15 protein-coding genes and 3 pseudogenes are annotated in these 19,456 nt (G+C 47.4%); 9 read left to right on the top strand and 9 right to left on the bottom strand.

The features are described 5' to 3' along the window. Window positions 1-85 precede the first annotated feature (85 nt). Both FEK42_RS07740 and FEK42_RS07735 read right to left on the bottom strand, forming a co-directional pair. Entirely contained in the window at window positions 86-1,219 is a 1,134-nt protein-coding gene (locus FEK42_RS07740; RefSeq protein WP_135491863.1) for a restriction endonuclease subunit S, read from the bottom strand. Next, window positions 1,216-2,772 (bottom strand): type I restriction-modification system subunit M, encoded by a 1,557-nt coding sequence (locus tag FEK42_RS07735; protein ID WP_135491864.1) that lies wholly within the window; start codon window positions 2,770-2,772, stop codon window positions 1,216-1,218. Before FEK42_RS07735 ends, FEK42_RS07740 begins: the two co-directional genes overlap by 4 nt. Before the next feature lie 306 nt (window positions 2,773-3,078). Between FEK42_RS07735 and FEK42_RS07730 the strand changes: the two genes are divergently transcribed. The 3 genes from FEK42_RS07730 (at window position 3,079) to FEK42_RS07720 (ending at window position 7,634) form a co-directional block, all read left to right on the top strand. After that, the gene (locus tag FEK42_RS07730; RefSeq protein ID WP_135491865.1) at window positions 3,079-3,912 is read left to right on the top strand and encodes a DUF4942 domain-containing protein; all 834 of its coding nucleotides are present in this window, start codon (window positions 3,079-3,081) and stop codon (window positions 3,910-3,912) included. A gap of 360 nt (window positions 3,913-4,272) precedes the next feature. Further along, on the top strand, window positions 4,273-6,327 hold the full coding sequence (locus tag FEK42_RS07725) for an McrB family protein (RefSeq protein ID WP_000249525.1): 2,055 nt from the start codon (window positions 4,273-4,275) through the stop codon (window positions 6,325-6,327). Beyond that, window positions 6,324-7,634, top strand: coding sequence for an McrC family protein (locus tag FEK42_RS07720; protein WP_135491866.1), 1,311 nt, complete (start codon window positions 6,324-6,326; stop codon window positions 7,632-7,634). Before FEK42_RS07725 ends, FEK42_RS07720 begins: the two co-directional genes overlap by 4 nt. A gap of 62 nt (window positions 7,635-7,696) precedes the next feature. Here FEK42_RS07720 and FEK42_RS07715 read toward each other — a convergent pair whose 3' ends face one another. Next, window positions 7,697-8,569: a phosphorothioated DNA-binding restriction endonuclease gene (locus FEK42_RS07715; protein ID WP_131161307.1), complete on the bottom strand. Its 873-nt coding sequence runs from the start codon at window positions 8,567-8,569 to the stop codon at window positions 7,697-7,699. Between the two features lie 136 nt (window positions 8,570-8,705). Between FEK42_RS07715 and FEK42_RS07710 the strand changes: the two genes are divergently transcribed. Then, on the top strand, window positions 8,706-9,356 hold the full coding sequence (locus FEK42_RS07710) for an HNH endonuclease (RefSeq protein WP_138211789.1): 651 nt from the start codon (window positions 8,706-8,708) through the stop codon (window positions 9,354-9,356). Between the two features lie 7 nt (window positions 9,357-9,363). Here the strand turns inward: FEK42_RS07710 and FEK42_RS07705 are convergent. Both FEK42_RS07705 and FEK42_RS07700 read right to left on the bottom strand, forming a co-directional pair. Next, window positions 9,364-9,543 (bottom strand): annotated as a pseudogene (locus FEK42_RS07705) (sialate O-acetylesterase); the annotation flags it as partial. A 104-nt stretch (window positions 9,544-9,647) separates the two neighbouring features. Next, complete coding sequence (locus FEK42_RS07700) at window positions 9,648-10,754, bottom strand: N-acetylneuraminate epimerase (protein WP_135491867.1); 1,107 nt, start codon at window positions 10,752-10,754, stop codon at window positions 9,648-9,650. Between the two features lie 458 nt (window positions 10,755-11,212). Here FEK42_RS07700 and uxuA point away from each other — a divergent pair, with 458 nt between their 5' ends. The 4 genes from uxuA (at window position 11,213) to iraD (ending at window position 15,798) form a co-directional block, all read left to right on the top strand. Continuing rightward, complete coding sequence (gene uxuA / locus FEK42_RS07695) at window positions 11,213-12,397, top strand: mannonate dehydratase (protein WP_000438582.1); 1,185 nt, start codon at window positions 11,213-11,215, stop codon at window positions 12,395-12,397. 80 nt (window positions 12,398-12,477) lie between these two features. Beyond that, window positions 12,478-13,938 carry a fructuronate reductase gene (locus FEK42_RS07690; RefSeq protein ID WP_130204660.1) on the top strand — a complete coding sequence of 487 codons (1,461 nt, stop codon included), beginning with the start codon at window positions 12,478-12,480 and terminating at the stop codon, window positions 13,936-13,938. A 268-nt stretch (window positions 13,939-14,206) separates the two neighbouring features. Then, window positions 14,207-14,980, top strand: a complete 774-nt coding sequence (gene uxuR, locus FEK42_RS07685) for a Uxu operon transcriptional regulator (RefSeq protein ID WP_130259556.1) — start codon at window positions 14,207-14,209, stop codon at window positions 14,978-14,980. 413 nt (window positions 14,981-15,393) lie between these two features. Next, window positions 15,394-15,798: an anti-adapter protein IraD gene (gene iraD / locus FEK42_RS07680; RefSeq protein WP_135491868.1), complete on the top strand. Its 405-nt coding sequence runs from the start codon at window positions 15,394-15,396 to the stop codon at window positions 15,796-15,798. Here the strand turns inward: iraD and FEK42_RS22995 are convergent. The 3 genes and pseudogenes from FEK42_RS22995 to FEK42_RS07665 form a co-directional block, all read right to left on the bottom strand. Further along, window positions 15,778-16,054: pseudogene (locus FEK42_RS22995) on the bottom strand (LysR family transcriptional regulator); the annotation flags it as partial. The gene iraD and the pseudogene FEK42_RS22995 overlap by 21 nt on opposite strands. 64 nt (window positions 16,055-16,118) lie before the next feature. Next, window positions 16,119-17,291 carry a beta-aspartyl-peptidase gene (gene iadA, locus FEK42_RS07670; RefSeq protein ID WP_138211788.1) on the bottom strand — a complete coding sequence of 391 codons (1,173 nt, stop codon included), beginning with the start codon at window positions 17,289-17,291 and terminating at the stop codon, window positions 16,119-16,121. Window positions 17,292-17,303: 12 nt separating this feature from the next. Next, a pseudogene (locus tag FEK42_RS07665) lies at window positions 17,304-17,492 on the bottom strand (hypothetical protein); the annotation flags it as partial. A 177-nt stretch (window positions 17,493-17,669) separates the two neighbouring features. Here FEK42_RS07665 and kptA point away from each other — a divergent pair. Next, window positions 17,670-18,224 (top strand): RNA 2'-phosphotransferase, encoded by a 555-nt coding sequence (kptA, locus tag FEK42_RS07660; protein ID WP_130204700.1) that lies wholly within the window; start codon window positions 17,670-17,672, stop codon window positions 18,222-18,224. 12 nt (window positions 18,225-18,236) lie between these two features. On the opposite strand, the gene FEK42_RS07655 is transcribed toward kptA, so the two are convergent. Next, a complete protein-coding gene (locus FEK42_RS07655; protein ID WP_135491869.1) occupies window positions 18,237-19,415 on the bottom strand; it encodes an MFS transporter in 1,179 nt (392 codons plus the stop codon). Window positions 19,416-19,456 lie beyond the last annotated feature (41 nt).

Here is a 19,456-nt window from a genome sequence, read left to right as displayed (position 1 = left end):
GGAGTTAAGGGGGACTTCCGGCGCGTAAAAAATAGTCTATATACAGACCGGATGTTAAGGTGGTCCGGTCGGTAGCAATGGTCAATTAATTACTGACAGTTTCAGGTTTTGGGAAACTGAACAGTAAATCACGATAGTACTCGTATTGTTTTTGACGTAACTCGATTTCACGCGGGAGACCTTCGGTGACGGAGTTGGTCAGGGTGTCGAATTTATCGAGTATAGAAACAATACGGTCTTGTTCGGTGATAGGAGGTATAGGTATATCATAGGTTTCAAACTCTTTAACTCGGACATGAGGCACACCCGCACCTTTTTTCATTGCATGGATGTGCTCTTGTTTATTTTGTAGCACGTGGTAAATAAACTTTGGTTTTACAATTTTTAAGTCGGAGTGAACACTAAAGGCATCGGTTAAAAATATTGGCTGATTCCAGAAACTGACATATCCTGCATAGGCACCAGATCTGGCTATAACGATTGTTTCACCTTGTCTGTTGCTCTCGCTATGAAAATAAGTAGGAATTGGTCCATTGGCAACTACTGGTATTTCACCTGGTGTTGTCTGTTTTTGGGTAATTGCCGTTCCTCGCTTAAACTGAGCCACTTCCCCCAAAGCCTTCCACTCAACCTCACCCTCTTTAAAACTCAACAACTGGTCGCGATAGTAGTTGTACTGTTTTTTACGCATGGTAAGCTCAGCGGTAAGCTCAGCGGTAAGCTCAGTAAATTTATCCAGAATCCGAACAATTTCAGACTGGATGGCAAGGGATTTTTCCGGGTTTTCTGGGCAGGGGATGGGGATAAGTAGTTTATTAACTACGATAGCATCAAGTGTTGGAATGCCCGCAACTCTCACCTTTGATTTCAGCAAACTTTGATAACCAATCAGTGCGAAATATAAAAACCTATTATTTAATAGCTCATTGTGCTCTAAGCAAAAGCATCCATCAGAGGACCAGAAGTCAACGGTGCTATAGCCAACAGTACCTGCTGAAGCGCCAACATTGATAATCATAACGGTATTAGCCGGACGATTCGACTTATTGTAATATCCTAACGGTTCTAAGCCGCCATGAAATACCGGGAATTTTTCTTCTGCTGAAAGCAGATTTTTAGTTAGCCTTTTTCCCCGCAAGACACTCGTGACATCTCCAAGGGCTTTCCATTCCACCTCTGTCCCATCTAGCAGTTTTTCCAGATAATTTAACTCGCTCATCTCTGCACCTCGTCACCTTCAATCTCTGCCACAATTGAGTCGATATCTTTACGCAACTGGTCGATTTTGCTGACCGTAGTTTTCAGTTCTGCATTCAGCTCAGCAATATTGATTATTTCGCGGTTATCTTTCGCTTCCACATAGCTGCTCACTGACAGGTTATAGTCATTCGCTACAATGGTTTCAAACGCGACAGATTTTGCCAGATGAGCAACATCTTCCTTGCTGGCAAATACCTGCATAATCTGGTTGATATGGGCATCGGTCAGGATATTGTTGTTAGTCTCTTTTTTGAACAGTTCGCTGGCATCAATAAACTGAACTTTGGTATCCGTTTTATGTTTAGACAGCACCAGAATATTTACGGCAATGGTGGTGCCAAAGAACAGGTTCGGTGCGAGTGAAATCACGGTTTCGACATAGTTATTGTCGACCAGATACTGACGGATTTTCTGCTCCGCGCCGCCACGGTAAAAAATACCCGGGAAGCAAACAATCGCAGCACGACCTTTGGCCGAAAGATAGTTCAGTGCATGTAATACAAACGCAAAGTCAGCTTTGGATTTGGGGGCCAGAACGCCAGCCGGGGCAAAACGCTCATCGTTAATCAGGGTCGGATCATCGCTGCCAATCCATTTCACAGAATACGGTGGGTTAGAAACGATGGCATCAAACGGTTTTACATCTCTGAAGTGCGGCTCAGTCAGCGTATTGCCCAGCTTGATATCAAACTTGTCGTAGTTGATGTTGTGCAAAAACATGTTCATACGCGCCAGGTTATAGGTCGTATGGTTGATTTCCTGACCAAAAAAACCTTCTTCGATGATATGGTCATCGAACTGTTTTTTAGCCTGCAACAACAGCGAACCGGAACCTGCTGCCGGGTCGTAGATTTTGTTAACGTGGGACTGTCCGTGCATAGCCAGTTGTGCAATCAGCTTAGAGACGTGTTGCGGTGTAAAGAACTCGCCGCCTGACTTACCGGCATTCGCCGCATAGTTAGAAATCAGGAACTCATAGGCGTCACCGAACAGGTCAATCTGATGTTCGTTAAAGTCACCAAGGTTTAACCCTTCAACCCCTTTCAAAACCGCAGCCAGGCGGGCATTTTTATCCTTAACGGTGTTACCCAGGCGGTTACTGGTGGTATCGAAATCAGCAAACAAACCTTTGATGTCAGCTTCTGAAGGGTAACCGTAAGCAGAACTTTCGATAGCAACGAAGATGCTGTTTAAATCTGAGTTCAATCTGTCATTGGTATTTGCTTTCGCAGCTACGTTGCAGAAAAGCTGACTTGGGTAGATGAAGTAGCCTTTGGTTTTGATGGCATCGTCTTTAATGTCATCAGTAATTACGCTGTCATCCAGTTTTGCATAACAGATACTGTCATCACCGGCTTCAATATAGCTGGAAAAATTTTCGCTGATAAAACGGTAGAAAAGCGCGCCCAGAACGTATTGCTTAAAATCCCATCCATCGACCGAACCTCTGACATCGTTAGCAATTTGCCAGATCTGGCGATGAAGCTCCGCGCGCTGCTGAAGACTTGTCATTATTTATCCTTTGAATGTGTTTTTAACGTCGGCTTTTGCCGGGATTTTACCGGAAGTTGTTTGGTTTTTCAGATTTGTATGACGGCGAGGAGGGGAATCAGCATCAGATTATTAGTGCATCTTACTCAGCATTCACCGCTTGAGTCAGGAGGCTACTTTATATGCCCATTGTCCATCCGTAAGTGATCAGATAATTTATTGCGAGTCACCTTCCCGATTTTCAATCTCATTATTTACCCAATCTTTCACCAGTGGATAATCCGTTTGCTACTAACGGCGAGTGTATTTTTTTACGGACAAAAGATTATGCAAACAGAAGCTGAAGTCTTAACCGATCATAACGAACTAATTTGCTCGACCAATATTGAGCGTATCGTCACAGGACGTGATAGTGCACTGAACCAGATAGCGACGTTAATACAAAAACTTCATGATATCTCCAGCCTGACATCCAGTATTGGCGGTGATGTGGCCGGAACCTGGGCAATGCGGAATGGATATTCCTTTGACTGCTGGCTGATGCAGCCAACCGGCAAAGCGATGCCGGTGATCACCCGTAATATCGACCGCAGTATCTGGCGCGATCTCATGCTGAAGTCCGGTATGTTGACTCTGATGGATGCCGAAGCTCGCAGTCAGTGGGCAAAGAATCTGGAGGAGGGCGATCTCCCGGCGATTAGCGAAGCCAACATCCTGAGTACCTTTGAACAACTTCACCACAATAAGCAGGATGTTTTCGAACGTGGGATTATCAATGTATTTAAGGGATTGAGCTGGGACTACAAAACCAATAATCCCTGTTATTTCGGTAAGAAGATTATCGTTAACAATCTGGTGAAGCATGACAGATGGGGCTACAGCCTGAACTGGGGCTGGCGGCGAGATCAGCTTGCCGATCTGGAGCGTATGCTCTATTTGCTGGATGGCAAACCTATCCCCGATAACAGGCATGATGTTGCGATTCGGTTTATGGATTTCGTTCGTGCTCACCCACATGAGCAGGTATTTGATGACGAATTATTTGTCATCCGCTATTACCAGAAAGGCAGTGGGCATATCACATTCAAGCGACTGGATCTGGTGGATAAGATGAATGACATTGTGGCGAAGCACTATCCGTCAGCGTCATCAGCAAAATGAATGTCGTATGTTTGCTGTCAATAATGTCGTTACTGGAACCCTCTGAATTTCGGCATATCCATATACTGGAAACAATGTTTACCTGAAAAACAGTTGATTCCCTATGCAACTAGAAACTGCACACAGGTTGAAAAAACGAGTAGCGATTTTACGTCTGAAGGAATGCTATGGCCTTCTCTGAGAGCCACCAACATCATGCGTTTTGCAGATCAAAGTCATCAGATAAATGTGGTGGCTCCAGGACAGAAGGTAATTTCAGGATGAAAGTTATTTTTCTATCATAAAATTTAACATTTTTGAGATTAATCCGATAAGATAAGGCTATCCCAATTTCCCTCCCCCTACATATTGGATTAAGAGATGGTTCAGGATTCATCAGCATTAGCCCCTTTCTTTCGTGCTCAAATTGAAAAAAATAATCAGTACAATTCAGTTTGGGGCAAACACTACCGCCAGCTTGTAGAACAGATTCAGGCCGAAAAACCAAACTTTTCTGAAGCCACGATTCGGCAGGTATGGTATGAACGTGACAATGGTGTCTCCAGCCTGATGCAAGGTGGGATGTCATTGGTTGAATTTGAAAATGCACAAAAAGACCTTCTAACGCTCACCCGTCAGATAGCAGAAGAGTGTACACAAGAAAATTATAATCGGGTCATTGAACGCCTTATCAAACTTAAAGCGGACGGAGTTTTAAATAAGGTGTATAGGGCTCTTTGTAATCGTGCTTTTGCAGCAATATACCCATCAAAAATTAGCAGTGTCGTGAATGTTAATAATTTTTTTAGTTGCTACAATTATTGCAACAACCATTTCCAGCTAGGTCTTTCCGGAGAACGGGAGTGGCTGGCTCGCAATGTTGATCTTAAAGAAACGCTAAATCGTGCGCTGGGTGATGATATCGACCCTATTGAGCTGAATATGTCACTTTGGCATCTCTATGCGTATGAAATTCAGGATAAAAATGCTATCGGTTTAGTTGGAAGCGAAAGTGCTTTACAAGAAAATGAGCAAGAAGATGATGTTATAAGTTCGCCATTGCCTAAAAACACAATTCTCTATGGCCCGCCAGGTACAGGTAAAACATATCGTACTATTGAGATTGCTGTACAAATTTGTGATCCGATCGCTTACTCCCTGCAGGAGGGTAAGGATGAGAGTGAAAAACGTCGCGAGTTGAAAAAGATTTATGATCAGCTTATCAAAGATAATCGAGTGCGTTTTATCACCTTTCATCAGAGCTTTGGTTATGAAGAGTTTATTGAAGGTTTAAGAGCTGAGACTACTGATGACGGTAATGTAAAATACGAAATAAAGGCAGGTATTTTTAAACAGATATGCGAGGATGCCGCCTTTGGTCATGCTGGTGCGCAGGAAATGTTGGATAGCGCACTTACTCGCCTACAAGAACGTTTATCTGAAGGTGAAAATATCACGCTGGAAACACAACAGGGTAAGGCCTTCCAGCTGACGTATAAAAGTCAAACCAACTTTGGAATTTTCCCGTCACAATCGAAAAAAGAGGATTTAGGACAGGGTTACAATGCTTATTTGAAGGATATTCGGCAAGTTTATCAGGATCCACGAGCAAAAGTACATAATCCATCTTATGTACGCAGTATCCTTAACTATTTAATTAATCAACGTTATCTGCCTCTGAATACTCAGAGCGTAGCTTCAGAAAAAAAGGAAAACTATGTTCTCATTATTGATGAAATAAATCGGGGTAATATTTCAAAAATTTTTGGTGAACTAATTACCCTTATTGAGCCATCTAAACGGGCTGGTGAGCCAGAATCGCTTAGCGTATTGCTGCCATACTCTTCCACTCCATTTAGTGTACCGAATAACCTTTATTTAATTGGTACCATGAACACTGCTGATCATTCGCTTACTGCACTTGATACTGCACTACGTCGCAGATTTGATTTTGAAGCGATGCTGCCAGATATTACTGTTCTGAAAGATACTGTCATTAAAGGTATTGATCTGCCTCGTCTATTGCAGACGCTTAACGATCGCATCCAGGTTTTATACGATAGAGAACATATGCTGGGGCATGCTTTTTTTATCCCTGTTGTGCAGGCAAAAGAAGACGAAGCTCTGGCATTTGAAAGATTCAAACGGATTATGCGAAATAAGATACTACCATTGCTGGAAGAATATTTTTACAATGACTGGCAAAAAATTCGCATGGTACTGGCTGATAACCAAAAAGAGGAAGCACCAGATCTTCAATTTGTACGTGAGGTGAAATACCAGAAAAAGTATGCCGATCTCTTTGGTGATAACGGAACAGATGACTTGGGAACCAGTTTTCACCTGGCAGCAGAGGATGACAACGTTTGGGACAATCCAATCGCCTGGCAGCAAATTTATGCACCTCAAAAAGAAAAACGCAGGAGTGCGGAATGAAATCTTCCAGTCATTTCACTGTGTTCGAATACGGGCATTTAGTGAGTGAGGAAGGTGATGCCCGTATAAATAATGCGGTAGTGCTACCTGCAGACCTATTTAAATGGCTTGAGCTGCGCTGTCTGAAAGACGATGCTGATAATACTCATCGTTTGCTCACCCTTAGCAGCCGGAATGGAGTAAAAACGCTGCAGGTAAAAAACTATGCAGGAGTAATCTCACTGCCAGGGGGGCGATTTCTCGAAATCCTGCCTAAAACAGGTCAGGATAATGAGGATACTGTTCGTCAACAATTACTGATGATGTTACGTACGTTAAAATCATTTCGTCATATTGCCTCCTCTGAATCTGGCGTCAAAATATCTAAAATGCCTCTGATGGATATCTTTATTCAACAATTTATAGAGAGCGTGCGTAAGATTGTGCTGAGAGGGTTAAAACGTGACTATTTACGTCAGGAAGATAATCTTCCATGGATGAAAGGAAGATTACGGATCTCTGCACAATTAAGCAAAAACTGTATTAGGCGGGATCGTTTTCAGGTGGAGTATGACGAGTACAGCGTCAATCGTCTGGAAAACCGGATACTCAAAACTGCAATCAATAAGATTAGTCGCCAGACCAGTAATCCACAATTATTACAGCAGATAACACAGCTGCAGTTTCACTTTGAAAATATCACGTCAGTTCATGATGCTTATATAGCTTTCGAGCAGTTACACTTTGATAGACACATGCATCACTATGAGCAAGCATTAGCGTGGGCGAAGATGATTTTATTGGGCGATTCTCCACACTGTATGTATGGGGATGTTAATGCTTTTTCACTGCTTTTCCCGATGGAGGCTGTTTTTGAATCTTTTGTGACGACATGGATGCGTTATCGTTATTATGATAAATGGCGAGTGGACGCACAGGTAAGTTCAAAAAATCTGATTAGTTATAACGGTAAAGCTTTATTTAAGCTGCGGCCTGATATTTGTTTACGGCCTCGTAAAAGTACTACTGGTTCAGTTATTACCTGTGATGTTAAATGGAAGATAGTAAATGGCAGAAAGGACAGTCTTGAACAATCTCAAGCCGATCTCTACCAAATGCTTGCCTATGGATTGAATTACCAGGAGGGGGAAGGTGATATGATTTTGATATACCCCTATCATAACGGATTTAATCAGCCATCTCCTCATCCTTATGAATTTAGCCATCAGAAGGAAAATAGGTTACGTTTATGGGTTGTACCTTTCTTTATTGGCGAGAGTTTACAGACATCAGAGTTGCGTTTTCCCAGTGGGGCTGAATTTATTTAGTATTTGTAGGCTATCTCTTTATACAGTTTATTTGTCTATTTGTATGCACAAGATAGCCTACCTCACCCCCTAAAAACCTCTTTCCGATGCCACTCCACAAACCCCTCATAAGGGTAATTTTTACGCACCTGTGGCAACGCAATAGTTTTCCCGTCAAAATCCCAGAACAGTTTCTCAACGATCCCTCCGCCATTTACCGCATCCGATACCAGCACTCGCATATTTTCATCCAGGCCAATCGATCCTTTATCAAAGGCTTTATGGTGAATAGCGCAAAGCGCCAGGCCATTAGGGATTTCACAAGGGCCGCCGTGCTGTTTCCATTTTATATGTGCTGCCTCCAGCGCGACGGTGGTGTCGTCGTGGCGCATATTAAAGCCACATATCGCGCACTGGTAGTTATAAGCGCGTAATACATTTTTGCGAAATAAAGGGTCACGCTGTTTACGGATTTGCTGGAGATCAAAACCCAGCTCGTCAGCGATTTCTTCCTGAATACTCTCGGTGAAGTGCGCTTCGAGTATCTGTTGCGCCAGAGTGTTGATGAGTTTTTTATTGCCGGTTACCAGGGCGTAGTGCTGTTCATCGAAACCGCCTGCAACGTGGTATTCAGTCAGTTCCTTCACTGGCGGTTGTCGGCTGCTCCCTGCTGTTGAGCAAAGCCCGGCATTGTGTAATTGCCAGAATCCGTCGCCTTGTAATCGCCAGAACGGCATATCAGGTCGGTACTGTGAACGCTGTGGCCCAAAACGTTCCAGTAAACTGTGCAGAGGTTCGTAGATTTCCGATCCATAATCGAAAAGACGCGGATGTCCATTCAGGTATCCCGCTAATACGTATAGCAGTAACAATGGTTTATGTGGCGCGCGCTGTTCACCCTTGTGCCAGATTTTTATGTTGGCAATTGCCTGCTGTAGCGATTTACTGGAAGCCATTGTTATCCCTGGCAGTGAAATAATTGCGATCATGCTCGCAAATTTTCTGCTGTTCAAGCCTGCAAGCGAAGATATATTACCTTGATCTCATTTGTTTTTTTGCTGCCCATTCATAGAACGTATAAGGACATCCCTCATGAATAAACTCCCTGACCATCTTCCGCGGCGCTACATCATCGAAGCTATTCATTTATGGGATGCGGGAGAAACGCATCAGTTCCAGCCTGCGCGGTTGTATGAGATTGAATATCATGGCCGACGTTACCCCTCGAAGGCGATTGCTGGTATTGCAGCGACATTGATGACGGGGACGCAATTCACGCCTGCGGATTTCACCGGCGGAATAAAATCTAAATGTGTCAAGTTACTCATAGATCAGGGATTTTACATTCATCAGGATAAAGCCGCTGCGGCTCCCATAGCCGACGTTCTGTTCCCGAATGAGTTGTCGTCGCAGGAGAAATACGTTGAAGGCGCAGCGATAAAAGTGATGGTAAACCGCTATGAACGCGATAAAAAGGCCCGCGATAAAGCAGTCGAACATCACGGATGCCAGTGCAAAGTCTGCGGAGTGGATCTGGTGAAGATCTATGGCGATATCGCTGAGGGCTTTATCCATATGCATCACCTTGTGCCGCTTTCAGCCATTAAAGAGGATTACCAGCTGGATCCGGTTAATGATTTGCTTCCTGTTTGCCCTAATTGCCATGCGATGCTGCACCAACGCAAACCACCATTTACACCGGAGGAGTTAAAAGCGTTGATGGATGCAAATAAATCAAATTAATGAACGCTCATCTTTCGCGCCAAAACTGCAAAATAGCGTCAACAAATTTGTCTACAATCATCCCCCGACTGAAATGACGGCTTCGTAGCGCCGTCGTCTTGTTCTCAGGCATTCGGTACGCTGAACCGTTATATCCCTTGCTCAAATTATTTGGATTTTCATCAGGCGCGTTTGTCAGTTCTCTTTTAAAGTGATATGGCGGGCGCAGGATGTATCTGCGCAAACCGCGCCAGTTATTTTATTCCAGGATGAACAACATCTTTATTTTCAGGCAATGGAAACCCAGAAAAGTTAGTTTTGCACGGTAACTTTATTATCTCTCACTGAGAGCAACACTGAATCCGCAACAGCTTTACCCCCCGCAATTTCACCGCCAATAATCAATAGACTATTATTCCAGGGCAATGATACTCCGTAGGCTCGACCTTGCGACAGTTCGCCAGATTTCTCCCATTTCCCGTTATGCCACAGATAAATATCAGCACTATACGATTTTTTCAGGCCTTCATGCGCATAGTTCTTACCGTTCTGGTAATTTTCGCGCGAGCCTTTAAATCCGGCTCCTCCGGCAAATATAAGAGAGTCATTGCTAATACCTGCAAAACCGCCAGCGACGCCATCTGGTGATGAGACGGGAGGAAGCTTATTCCATTTTACGTTATTGCCGGTAAGATCAAGTTCAAATACGGCATCCGTTCGCAATCCTGGTTTGGCTTCGCCATTAATAAGCCAGGTTTTATCACCTTTATTCACAACCGCCGCACCAGCCGTCCCGTACCAGGGCGATTCGCCAGCGTAACTCCATTGCTGTGTTGAGGGATCAAAAGACAAAAGAAACTTATTGAAGAAATAATCTTCTGCTTTTTTATCGAAATAGCGGGCGTTGATTTTATCTATAGTTTTTGAATCTTTTCCGGCCTCATTGAGATCTTCAAAATAGCCATTGAAAATATTTTGGTTAACACCGCCAGTAACATAAGCCTTGCCGTTGTGCACAAAAGTCACATGACCCGCCATGCCCATCGGTGCGTGTGACATCAATTTAATCCAGGTATTAGTTGCTGGGCTATATTTGTACACATCGTTGAACACCCTGGTTAAACCTTGTTGGTTTTTGCCAACACCGCCAAATACATACAAATCACCATCAATAAATGCGGACGTTGCTTGATCTCTTGCGCCACCGGGGAATTCAGCCAGAGCTGTCCATTTTTTATCTTTGGCTTGCGTATCCAGCTTGTACCATGCCGTACCAGCGCTACCTAAACCAATGTAGACAGTGTCGTTATCAATTGCACCAGTACCACTTTTAAATGGCACAGGAGTTTCCGGTAATACAGACGCGTTCGCGGCAAATGATGCCATCATGATAGCAAGCGCCGTTATTGTTCTCTTCATTGTGAATTACTCCTGCTCGCTGGAATTCAAATGTTGCACCATGTGCCTGTATACCTTTTATACCAAAACTAAATAGCAATCTTTGCAACAACATCAGTTTTGTTGTGTCGGTCACAACTTATGCAATGGGGGAGCAGGTTAATCCATTGTTATGTTGGACGACACGTTATGTAAATTGGTCAACCATTATTGCGATGAATGTCACATCCCCCGCTCACTAACTGCTGATCTTCCTTTGTTGTCATTTGCGTCAACAACCAGGAGAGTAGATTTCTTGTGATGTGGTTAACCAATTTTAGATTTCAGGTTGACATGTATTACCAAAAGGTAGAACTTATACGCCATCTCATCCGATGCAACGCCACGGCTGCGGTCTGGTCGTTCATTCGGATACCTAAACAACTCCGGGGTTCCGCGTCTCTTCGCTGTTGAACCCACTACGTGAAAGAGGAATAAACATGGAACAGACCTGGCGCTGGTACGGCCCTAACGATCCGGTTTCTTTAGCTGATGTCCGTCAGGCGGGCGCAACTGGCGTGGTTACCGCGCTGCACCATATCCCGAACGGCGAAGTATGGTCCGTTGAAGAGATCCTCAAACGCAAGGCGATCGTTGAAGACGCAGGCCTGGTGTGGTCTGTCGTAGAAAGCGTGCCAATTCACGAAGATATCAAAACCCACACTGGCAACTATGAGCAGTGGATCGCTAACTATCAGCAGACCCTGCGCAACCTGGCGCAGTGCGGTATCCGCACCGTGTGCTATAACTTCATGCCGGTGCTCGACTGGACCCGTACTGACCTTGAATACGTGCTGCCAGACGGCTCCAAAGCTCTGCGCTTCGACCAGATCGAATTCGCTGCATTCGAAATGCACATCCTGAAGCGTCCAGGCGCGGAAGCGGATTACACCGAAGAAGAAATTGCTCAGGCAGCTGAACGCTTCGCCACCATGAGCGACGAAGACAAAGCGCGTCTGACCCGTAACATCATCGCCGGTCTGCCGGGCGCGGAAGAAGGTTATACCCTCGACCAGTTCCGTAAGCACCTGGAACTGTACAAAGATATCGACAAAGCCAAACTGCGCGAAAACTTTGCCGTCTTCCTGAAAGCGATTATTCCAGTTGCCGAAGAAGTTGGCGTGCGTATGGCTGTTCACCCGGACGATCCGCCGCGCCCGATCCTCGGCCTGCCGCGTATCGTTTCCACCATTGAAGATATGCAGTGGATGGTTGATACCGTAAACAGCATGGCGAACGGTTTCACCATGTGCACCGGTTCCTACGGCGTGCGTGCTGACAACGATCTGGTTGATATGATCAAGCAGTTCGGTCCGCGTATTTACTTCACCCATCTGCGCTCCACCATGCGTGAAGATAACCCGAAAACCTTCCACGAAGCGGCGCACCTAAACGGTGACGTTGATATGTACGAAGTGGTGAAAGCGATTGTTGAAGAAGAACACCGTCGTAAAGCGGAAGGCAAAGAAGACCTGATCCCGATGCGTCCGGACCACGGTCACCAGATGCTGGACGACCTGAAGAAGAAAACCAACCCAGGTTACTCCGCGATTGGTCGTCTGAAAGGCCTGGCCGAAGTTCGCGGCGTCGAACTGGCGATTCAGCGCGCTTTCTTTAGCCGTTAATACCCACCGGCATGGCTGCGCGCCGTGCCGGTTCCTTCTTCCTTGCCGTCACTCTCTGAAGACGGATTCTGGAGTTTACGATGACTACTATTGTTGACAGCAATCTGCCGGTTGCCCGCCCGTCATGGGATCATTCTCGTCTGGAATCACGCATTGTGCATCTCGGTTGCGGGGCGTTTCACCGCGCGCACCAGGCGCTGTATACCCATCACCTGCTGGAAAGCACCGACAGCGACTGGGGTATCTGCGAAGTTAACCTGATGCCAGGCAACGACCGCGTGCTGATCGAAAACCTGAAAAAACAGCAGCTGCTGTACACCGTGGCGGAAAAAGGCGCGGAAAGCACCGAGCTGAAAATTATTGGTTCGATGAAAGAGGCCCTGCATCCGGAAATCGACGGTTGCGAAGGTATTCTCAACGCGATGGCGCGTCCGCAGACGGCGATTGTCTCCCTGACGGTCACGGAAAAAGGCTACTGTGCCGATGCGGCGAGCGGTCAGCTGGATCTCAATAACCCGCTGATCAAGCACGATCTGGAAAACCCGACTGCGCCGAAGTCCGCAATTGGTTACATCGTAGAAGCCCTGCGTCTGCGTCGTGAAAAAGGGCTGAAAGCGTTTACGGTGATGTCCTGTGATAACGTGCGTGAAAATGGTCATGTGGCGAAAGTTGCCGTTCTGGGGCTGGCTCAGGCGCGTGACCCGCAACTGGCGGAATGGATTGAAGAGAACGTCACCTTCCCGTGCACCATGGTTGACCGTATCGTTCCGGCGGCGACGCCTGAAACGTTGCAGGAAATTGCTGACCAGCTGGGCGTTTATGACCCGTGTGCCATTGCCTGCGAACCATTCCGTCAGTGGGTCATTGAAGATAACTTCGTTAATGGTCGTCCGGACTGGGATAAAGTCGGCGCGCAGTTTGTTGCGGATGTTGTACCGTTCGAAATGATGAAACTGCGTATGCTTAACGGCAGCCACTCTTTCCTGGCATACCTCGGTTACCTCGGCGGTTATGAAACCATTGCCGACACCATGACTAACCCGGATTACCGCAAAGCGGCCTTTGCCCTGATGATGCAGGAACAAGCACCAACGCTGTCGATGCCGGAAGGGACGGATCTGAACGCCTATGCGACGCTGCTGATCGAGCGTTTCAGCAACCCGTCTCTGCGTCACCGTACCTGGCAGATTGCGATGGACGGCAGCCAGAAGTTACCGCAGCGTTTGCTGGACCCGGTGCGTTTGCACCTGCAAAACGGCGGTAGCTGGCGTCACCTGGCGCTTGGCGTAGCGGGCTGGATGCGTTACACCCAGGGCGTGGATGAGCAGGGTAATGCTATCGACGTGGTAGACCCGATGCTGGCCGAGTTCCAGAAGATCAATGCGCAGTATCAGGGCGCAGACCGCGTGAAAGCGTTGCTGGGCCTGAGCGGTATCTTTGCCGATGATCTGCCGCAAAATGCAGACTTTGTTGGCGCGGTGACTGCGGCATATCAGCAGCTGTGCGAGCGCGGCGCGCGTGAGTGTGTGGCTGCACTGTAACTGACTGATTACCCTACAGACTCACTGGTCAATCAAAAACATATTTGGTTGACCAGTTTTCGTTTTTTGCCCACCTGTACGTGCCAACTTCCAGTGCTAATGGTATAGTTTGAAATTAACGGTCAACGTAAAATTGCCCGGTAAGTAAGCCTGGCGGGCCTACGGATCAATCGCAATTTATTGAATACGCACTCTTTGTAGGCCGAATAAGGCGTTCACGCCGCATCCGGCAATAATTTGATTAATCGCATCTAACGGACACAACATCATGAAATCTGCCACCTCTGCGCAAAGACCTTACCAGGAAGTTGGGGCGATGATCCGCGATCTGATCCTTAAGACGCCGTACAATCCTGGCGAACGGCTACCGCCGGAGCGTGAAATCGCAGAAATGCTGGATGTCACCCGCACGGTGGTGCGTGAGGCACTGATCATGCTGGAGATCAAAGGGCTGGTAGAAGTACGACGTGGTGCCGGTATTTATGTGCTCGACAGTTTACCCAGCCACAATGCAGAGAGCACAGAGGCCAACGTCTGCAATGACGCCGGTCCTTTTGAACTGTTACAGGCGCGCCAGTTGCTGGAAAGTAACATCGCCGAGTTTGCCGCTTTGCAGGCTACCCGCGAAGACATCGTTAAAATGCGTCAGGCATTGCAACTGGAAGAGCGTGAACTGGCCTCCAGTGCGCCGGGCAGTAGCGAAAGCGGCGACATGCAGTTCCACCTCGCTATTGCTGAAGCCACGCATAACAGCATGCTGGTGGAACTGTTCCGTCAGTCCTGGGAGTGGCGGGAAAATAATCCAATGTGGATCCAGTTACATAGCCATCTCGATGACAGCTTATACCGCAAAGAGTGGTTAGACGATCACAAACAGATCCTGGCTGCGTTAATCAAAAAAGATGCCCGCGCGGCAAAACTGGCGATGTGGCAGCATCTGGAGAATGTGAAGCAGCGCTTGCTGGAGTTCTCTAATGTTGATGACATCTATTTCGATGGTTATCTGTTTGATTCGTGGCCGTTGGATAAAGTGGACGCCTGATCCCTCATTTCTGGTGCAAAGTTGAACCGCTTTGCACTATGTATGTTCCCTGAATAATTAATTATGTTCTGCAGAATATATTATGCGTAATTTAATCATTACGTACGATATATTGTTTTGGAATAATTATATATCAGTTTAACGCTGAGAAATTATTCGGAATAATCAGAATATGTTAACGTATTTCCGTTATGTTTAATGACTTTTGTCAAATGATACCTTTTTAAATAAAAAGTCAGTGGATATTCTTTTCTGTACAGTGTTTTATCTTTGGCGGATCTTATAAATCCCTTATGAAAGTGCCAGGGACGCAATGAACATAAAGGAATGATTATGGAATATGAGCATCAACCCAGTGGTGTCCAGCAGCCAGGGCAGGATACAGATGCCACTAAACGTCAGGAGTGCGCAAAATGATGCGCCAATCAGTTCAGACGGTATTACCTGAAAGTACAGGGAACAATACGTTATCGCTGCGTGATTCCGTATGTCGGGATCTCTTTCAACTTTTTAGTTCTCCCCATTCACCGCTACCAATATTACTTGTTTCAGGCATGCCTGAGTGGCAAGGGCATAATCAGAGCGACAAGCTTCTCCAGAGTTGGTATTGCCGCCAGTTACGTTCCGCGCTTTTATTTCATGAGCCACGGATTGCGGCATTGCAGGTCAATCTGAAAGCAGTCTATTGCCACGAGTTGGTCATTAGTCTGGAGATGATGCTGTACCACGATGATGAGCCGCTAACGTTTGACCTGGTCTGGCAGAAGGGGAGCTGGCATAGTTTAATACCGGGACTTTCAGCCAGGTTCAATCTTTAGCCCACGCAGTTCACGCCAGAAACGCTCTGCAACGGGATTCATCCGGAATGCGGGATAACTAATTCGTCCCGATTCAGGACAATGAGCTACCCGCTGCGAATTTCTTGTTGTATGGCGTACTCCGGCAGCCAGATATTCCACAGCTGCCGAAGGCAACTTGCTTGAATAATTGGCCCATGAAGAGCCAAAAAGTGCTGAAACGTAACTCGCAGTGGCATGTCAGGGGGCGGTTAATAAATCGCCCCACACAGGAGTTGTAGCGTTGCCTTTGGCGATTAAACAGCTCAACGCCAGTCGCCTGTTCAAGCGTTCGGAACTGCTTATGCAGTTTCAAACGTCCCTTTCACACACGCTTTGCCGTCTTTGACCATCAGTTTGCCGCGAGCGTATACCTGTTCGATACGCAACTGTGGTGTCATCACTAACAGATCCGCGTCATTGCCCGGCAGAATTTCGCCTTTCCCGTTCAGGTTAAGGAAACCAGCGACGCTACTGGTGAGTGGACGCAGGGCATCGCTGATACTAAAGCCATAGTCTTTAACCAACACTTGCACGGTTTCCAGCAACGTCTCAAAACCCGCAACACCGATATGCGTTAAATTCCCTTCATCGTCAAAGAACGGCTGACTGCCGTTGCCGTCGGAGCTAAGGGTAACGCGAGCCAGCGGAATACCCGCCTGAACGGCGCGGGCAATACCTTCGGCAGGGGCGACCGGTTCGTCAATGCTGCTGGTGATATCGATGGTGCCGCCTTTGCGCGCGAACTCCAGCGCCTGCTCAAACAACGGAACGTTGCGGTTAACGTGGGTCGGCAGCAACTTGCTGATGGGGACGTCGCAGTTCTCAAGAAGGTCATAGATGGGCTGTAACGCCTTTTTGCTGTCGCCCATGTGGAACACGGTGACGCCAGGTTTACCGCCGAGCAAACCTCCAACGCGGGATTCCGCCGCCATATTGGCCAGATGATAAACATCCGGCGCGGCCGAGCGGTGGTCTGAGATGGCACATTTCACGCCAATCACGCGATCGATAATCGCCACATCTTTTTCCACCGAGCCTGTAATGGTACGGGAAGGAACATGATAAGCACCGGTCAGCATCCAGGCGCTAATGCCTTCTTCATTGAGCGCACGAGTCTTGGCGAGTAAGGATTCCGGGTGGCGAGAGATAGAGTCGGTGCCGAGCAGACCAACCACTGACGTGACGCCCGCTTCTGTCAGACGACTAAGCGCGACTTCCGGCGTGCGTGTAGTGGGGCCAGCTTCGCCGCCGCCGCCAATTAAATGGACGTGTTGATCAATAAAACCTGGGCAGAGGATCTGCCCGCTGAGATCGACAACCGTGCAGTCCGGTACGATGTCAGAAGGGATGTTGCTGGCAACGGCGATAATCTTGCCGTTAGCGACGAGGACATCGCAAATTCCTCGATCTTCCGGCGCATATAAATGCGCTCCCTGCAGCAGGGTAAAACCGGCTGCGGAATAATCAATCATGGTAACTCCTTGTTAAATAATAAGCTGCATAACCAGGTTTGACAGCAACGCGTTAATCACGCAGACCGTAATGATATGCGGGTAATATTTGGCATTTACTTCGGCTGTCCCCAGGCAGCGACCGACATTTTGCACCGGGTTGCCCATTAAATACATCGCGGGCAGTAAAACGGTGACATCATGGTCGGTTAACACGCCAGCTACAGCATCCCCTTGTTGTGCCATAACAATCCCCATTATGTATGCTTGTGGCGGCTACGTGGAAAAATTACGCTGCGCGGAGAACCTTCCTGTAAGGATTGAGTTGCAGAAAATTCATAAACACAGTGACAATAACGGCTGGTGAGTAAAGGCGGCGAATACAAGGACGAATGCAAAATGGCAAAATACAACGACAAAGAGCTGGCAGAGACGAGCAAGTTTTTAAGTTTTGTCCTCCGACATAAACCGGAGGCGATTGGCATCGTGCTGGACCGTGAAGGATGGGCGGATATCGATAAGCTCATACTCTGTGCACAAAAAGCTGGCAAGCGGTTAACCCGCGCATTACTGGATACTGTGGTCGCCACCAGCGATAAGAAGCGCTTTAGTTATTCCAGTGATGGTACGTGTATTCGCGCCGTTCAGGGGCATTCGACTTCGCAGGTCGCCATTGCCTTCATCGAAAAAACACCGCCACAATTTCTCTACCACGGTACGGCAAGCCGTTTTCTTGAGGCGATAAAAAAACAGGGGCTGATTGCAGGGGAGCGTCATCATGTGCATCTCTCTGCTGATGAAGCAACGGCCCGCAAAGTTGGGGCAAGACACGGTTCGCCGGTTATCTTAACCGTCAAAGCACAGGAAATGGCGAAACGAGGGATCCCTTTCTGGCAAGCGGAAAACGGGGTCTGGCTGACATCAATGGTTGAGGTTGAGTTTCTTGAGTGGTAAGGGAAACAGCCCTCATGAAGTGACCACTTGTAGCTTAAATAATTGCACTGTGCTGATAAGCGCAGCAATAAACAACGCCGCCGCGCCGCAGAGAGTGGCGCTGGCAAGCGCCGATGTTCCATTGCCAAGCATACTGGTTAGCGCCGGGCCGAGGATTTGCCCAATGCCGTAAATGAGCGTCACAAAGCCTAAAAGATTGAGATTTCCCGGTACGCTCAGTTGGCGGGCGATAGTCATCACCAGAGATGTCGTACCCATAAAGGTACCGCCAAAACCGATACTACTGATGATAAGCAAGAGAGGCGAGTCGCTGGCGAGAGTAAGCAGCACACAGATAGCCTGTACCATTAAATTCGCCGTCAGGCAGGGTAATGCTCCCCAACGTTTTGCTGCCCATAGCCAGCCAAAGCAACCAGGCACAATTGATAAGCCGACTAACGTCCAGAGATGGGCGGTTAACAATGGTGAGCCTGCATCTTTCGCCATGAGCGGCAGGTAAGTCGCGACGATGATGTAACCAAATCCCGCCAGGCCGTACAGAATAGCCAGTAACCACCAGCTCATTATCTGTTGCTCCGTTTTTGCCAATGGCGTTGGCGCGACGGTGTGTTTTTTCGAGGGCATTAAAAGCGTAAGTGCAATCAGCATCATGCCAGAAAGCGCCCCGGCGCCTTGCCATAACGTTTGCGAGGAGAGGGCAAAATGCAGGCCTGCCAGAACATATTCATTGCCCAGCGCGATGCCAATACCAACGCCAGAAAACAAAGCTGCCAGCACAAAAGGATGGAGCGTGTGCTGCATAATCAGCGTCGAACCAAAAATCAGCATTCCAGCGCTGGCGACACCCGCCAGGAAGCGAATCAATAACACCAGGATAAATGACGGCAACCATGCCATTGCGAGGATCAACAATCCGCTCGCCAGGGCAGAAGCCAACAGAAATGGGCGCAGACGCGACGGCTGGTGAAATGCGCCAAACGAAAATAGCAGACTGCCAGCCAGATACCCCGCATAGTTGCCGCTGGCAATCCACGAGAGCTGGCTAAATGAAAACGCCCCTTCCGCCATCATGACGGGCAACATAGGTGTATAAAGGAAGCGACCTAATCCCATACCTAAGGTCAGAACCAGCATCCCGAAAAGCGCGGTGCTGAAAGAAAAGCGTTCTACGGGATGCGAGGACGGGGGCATGTTTAACCTTGTTTGTATTTTTTTGCAATTAACAAGTTAAT

The organism is Escherichia sp. E2748, from assembly GCF_005781125.1.
Taxonomy (GTDB): Bacteria; Pseudomonadota; Gammaproteobacteria; order Enterobacterales; family Enterobacteriaceae; genus Escherichia.
Note: the sequence above shows the minus strand (reverse complement) of the source record. Positions and strands in the feature narration are given on the sequence as shown.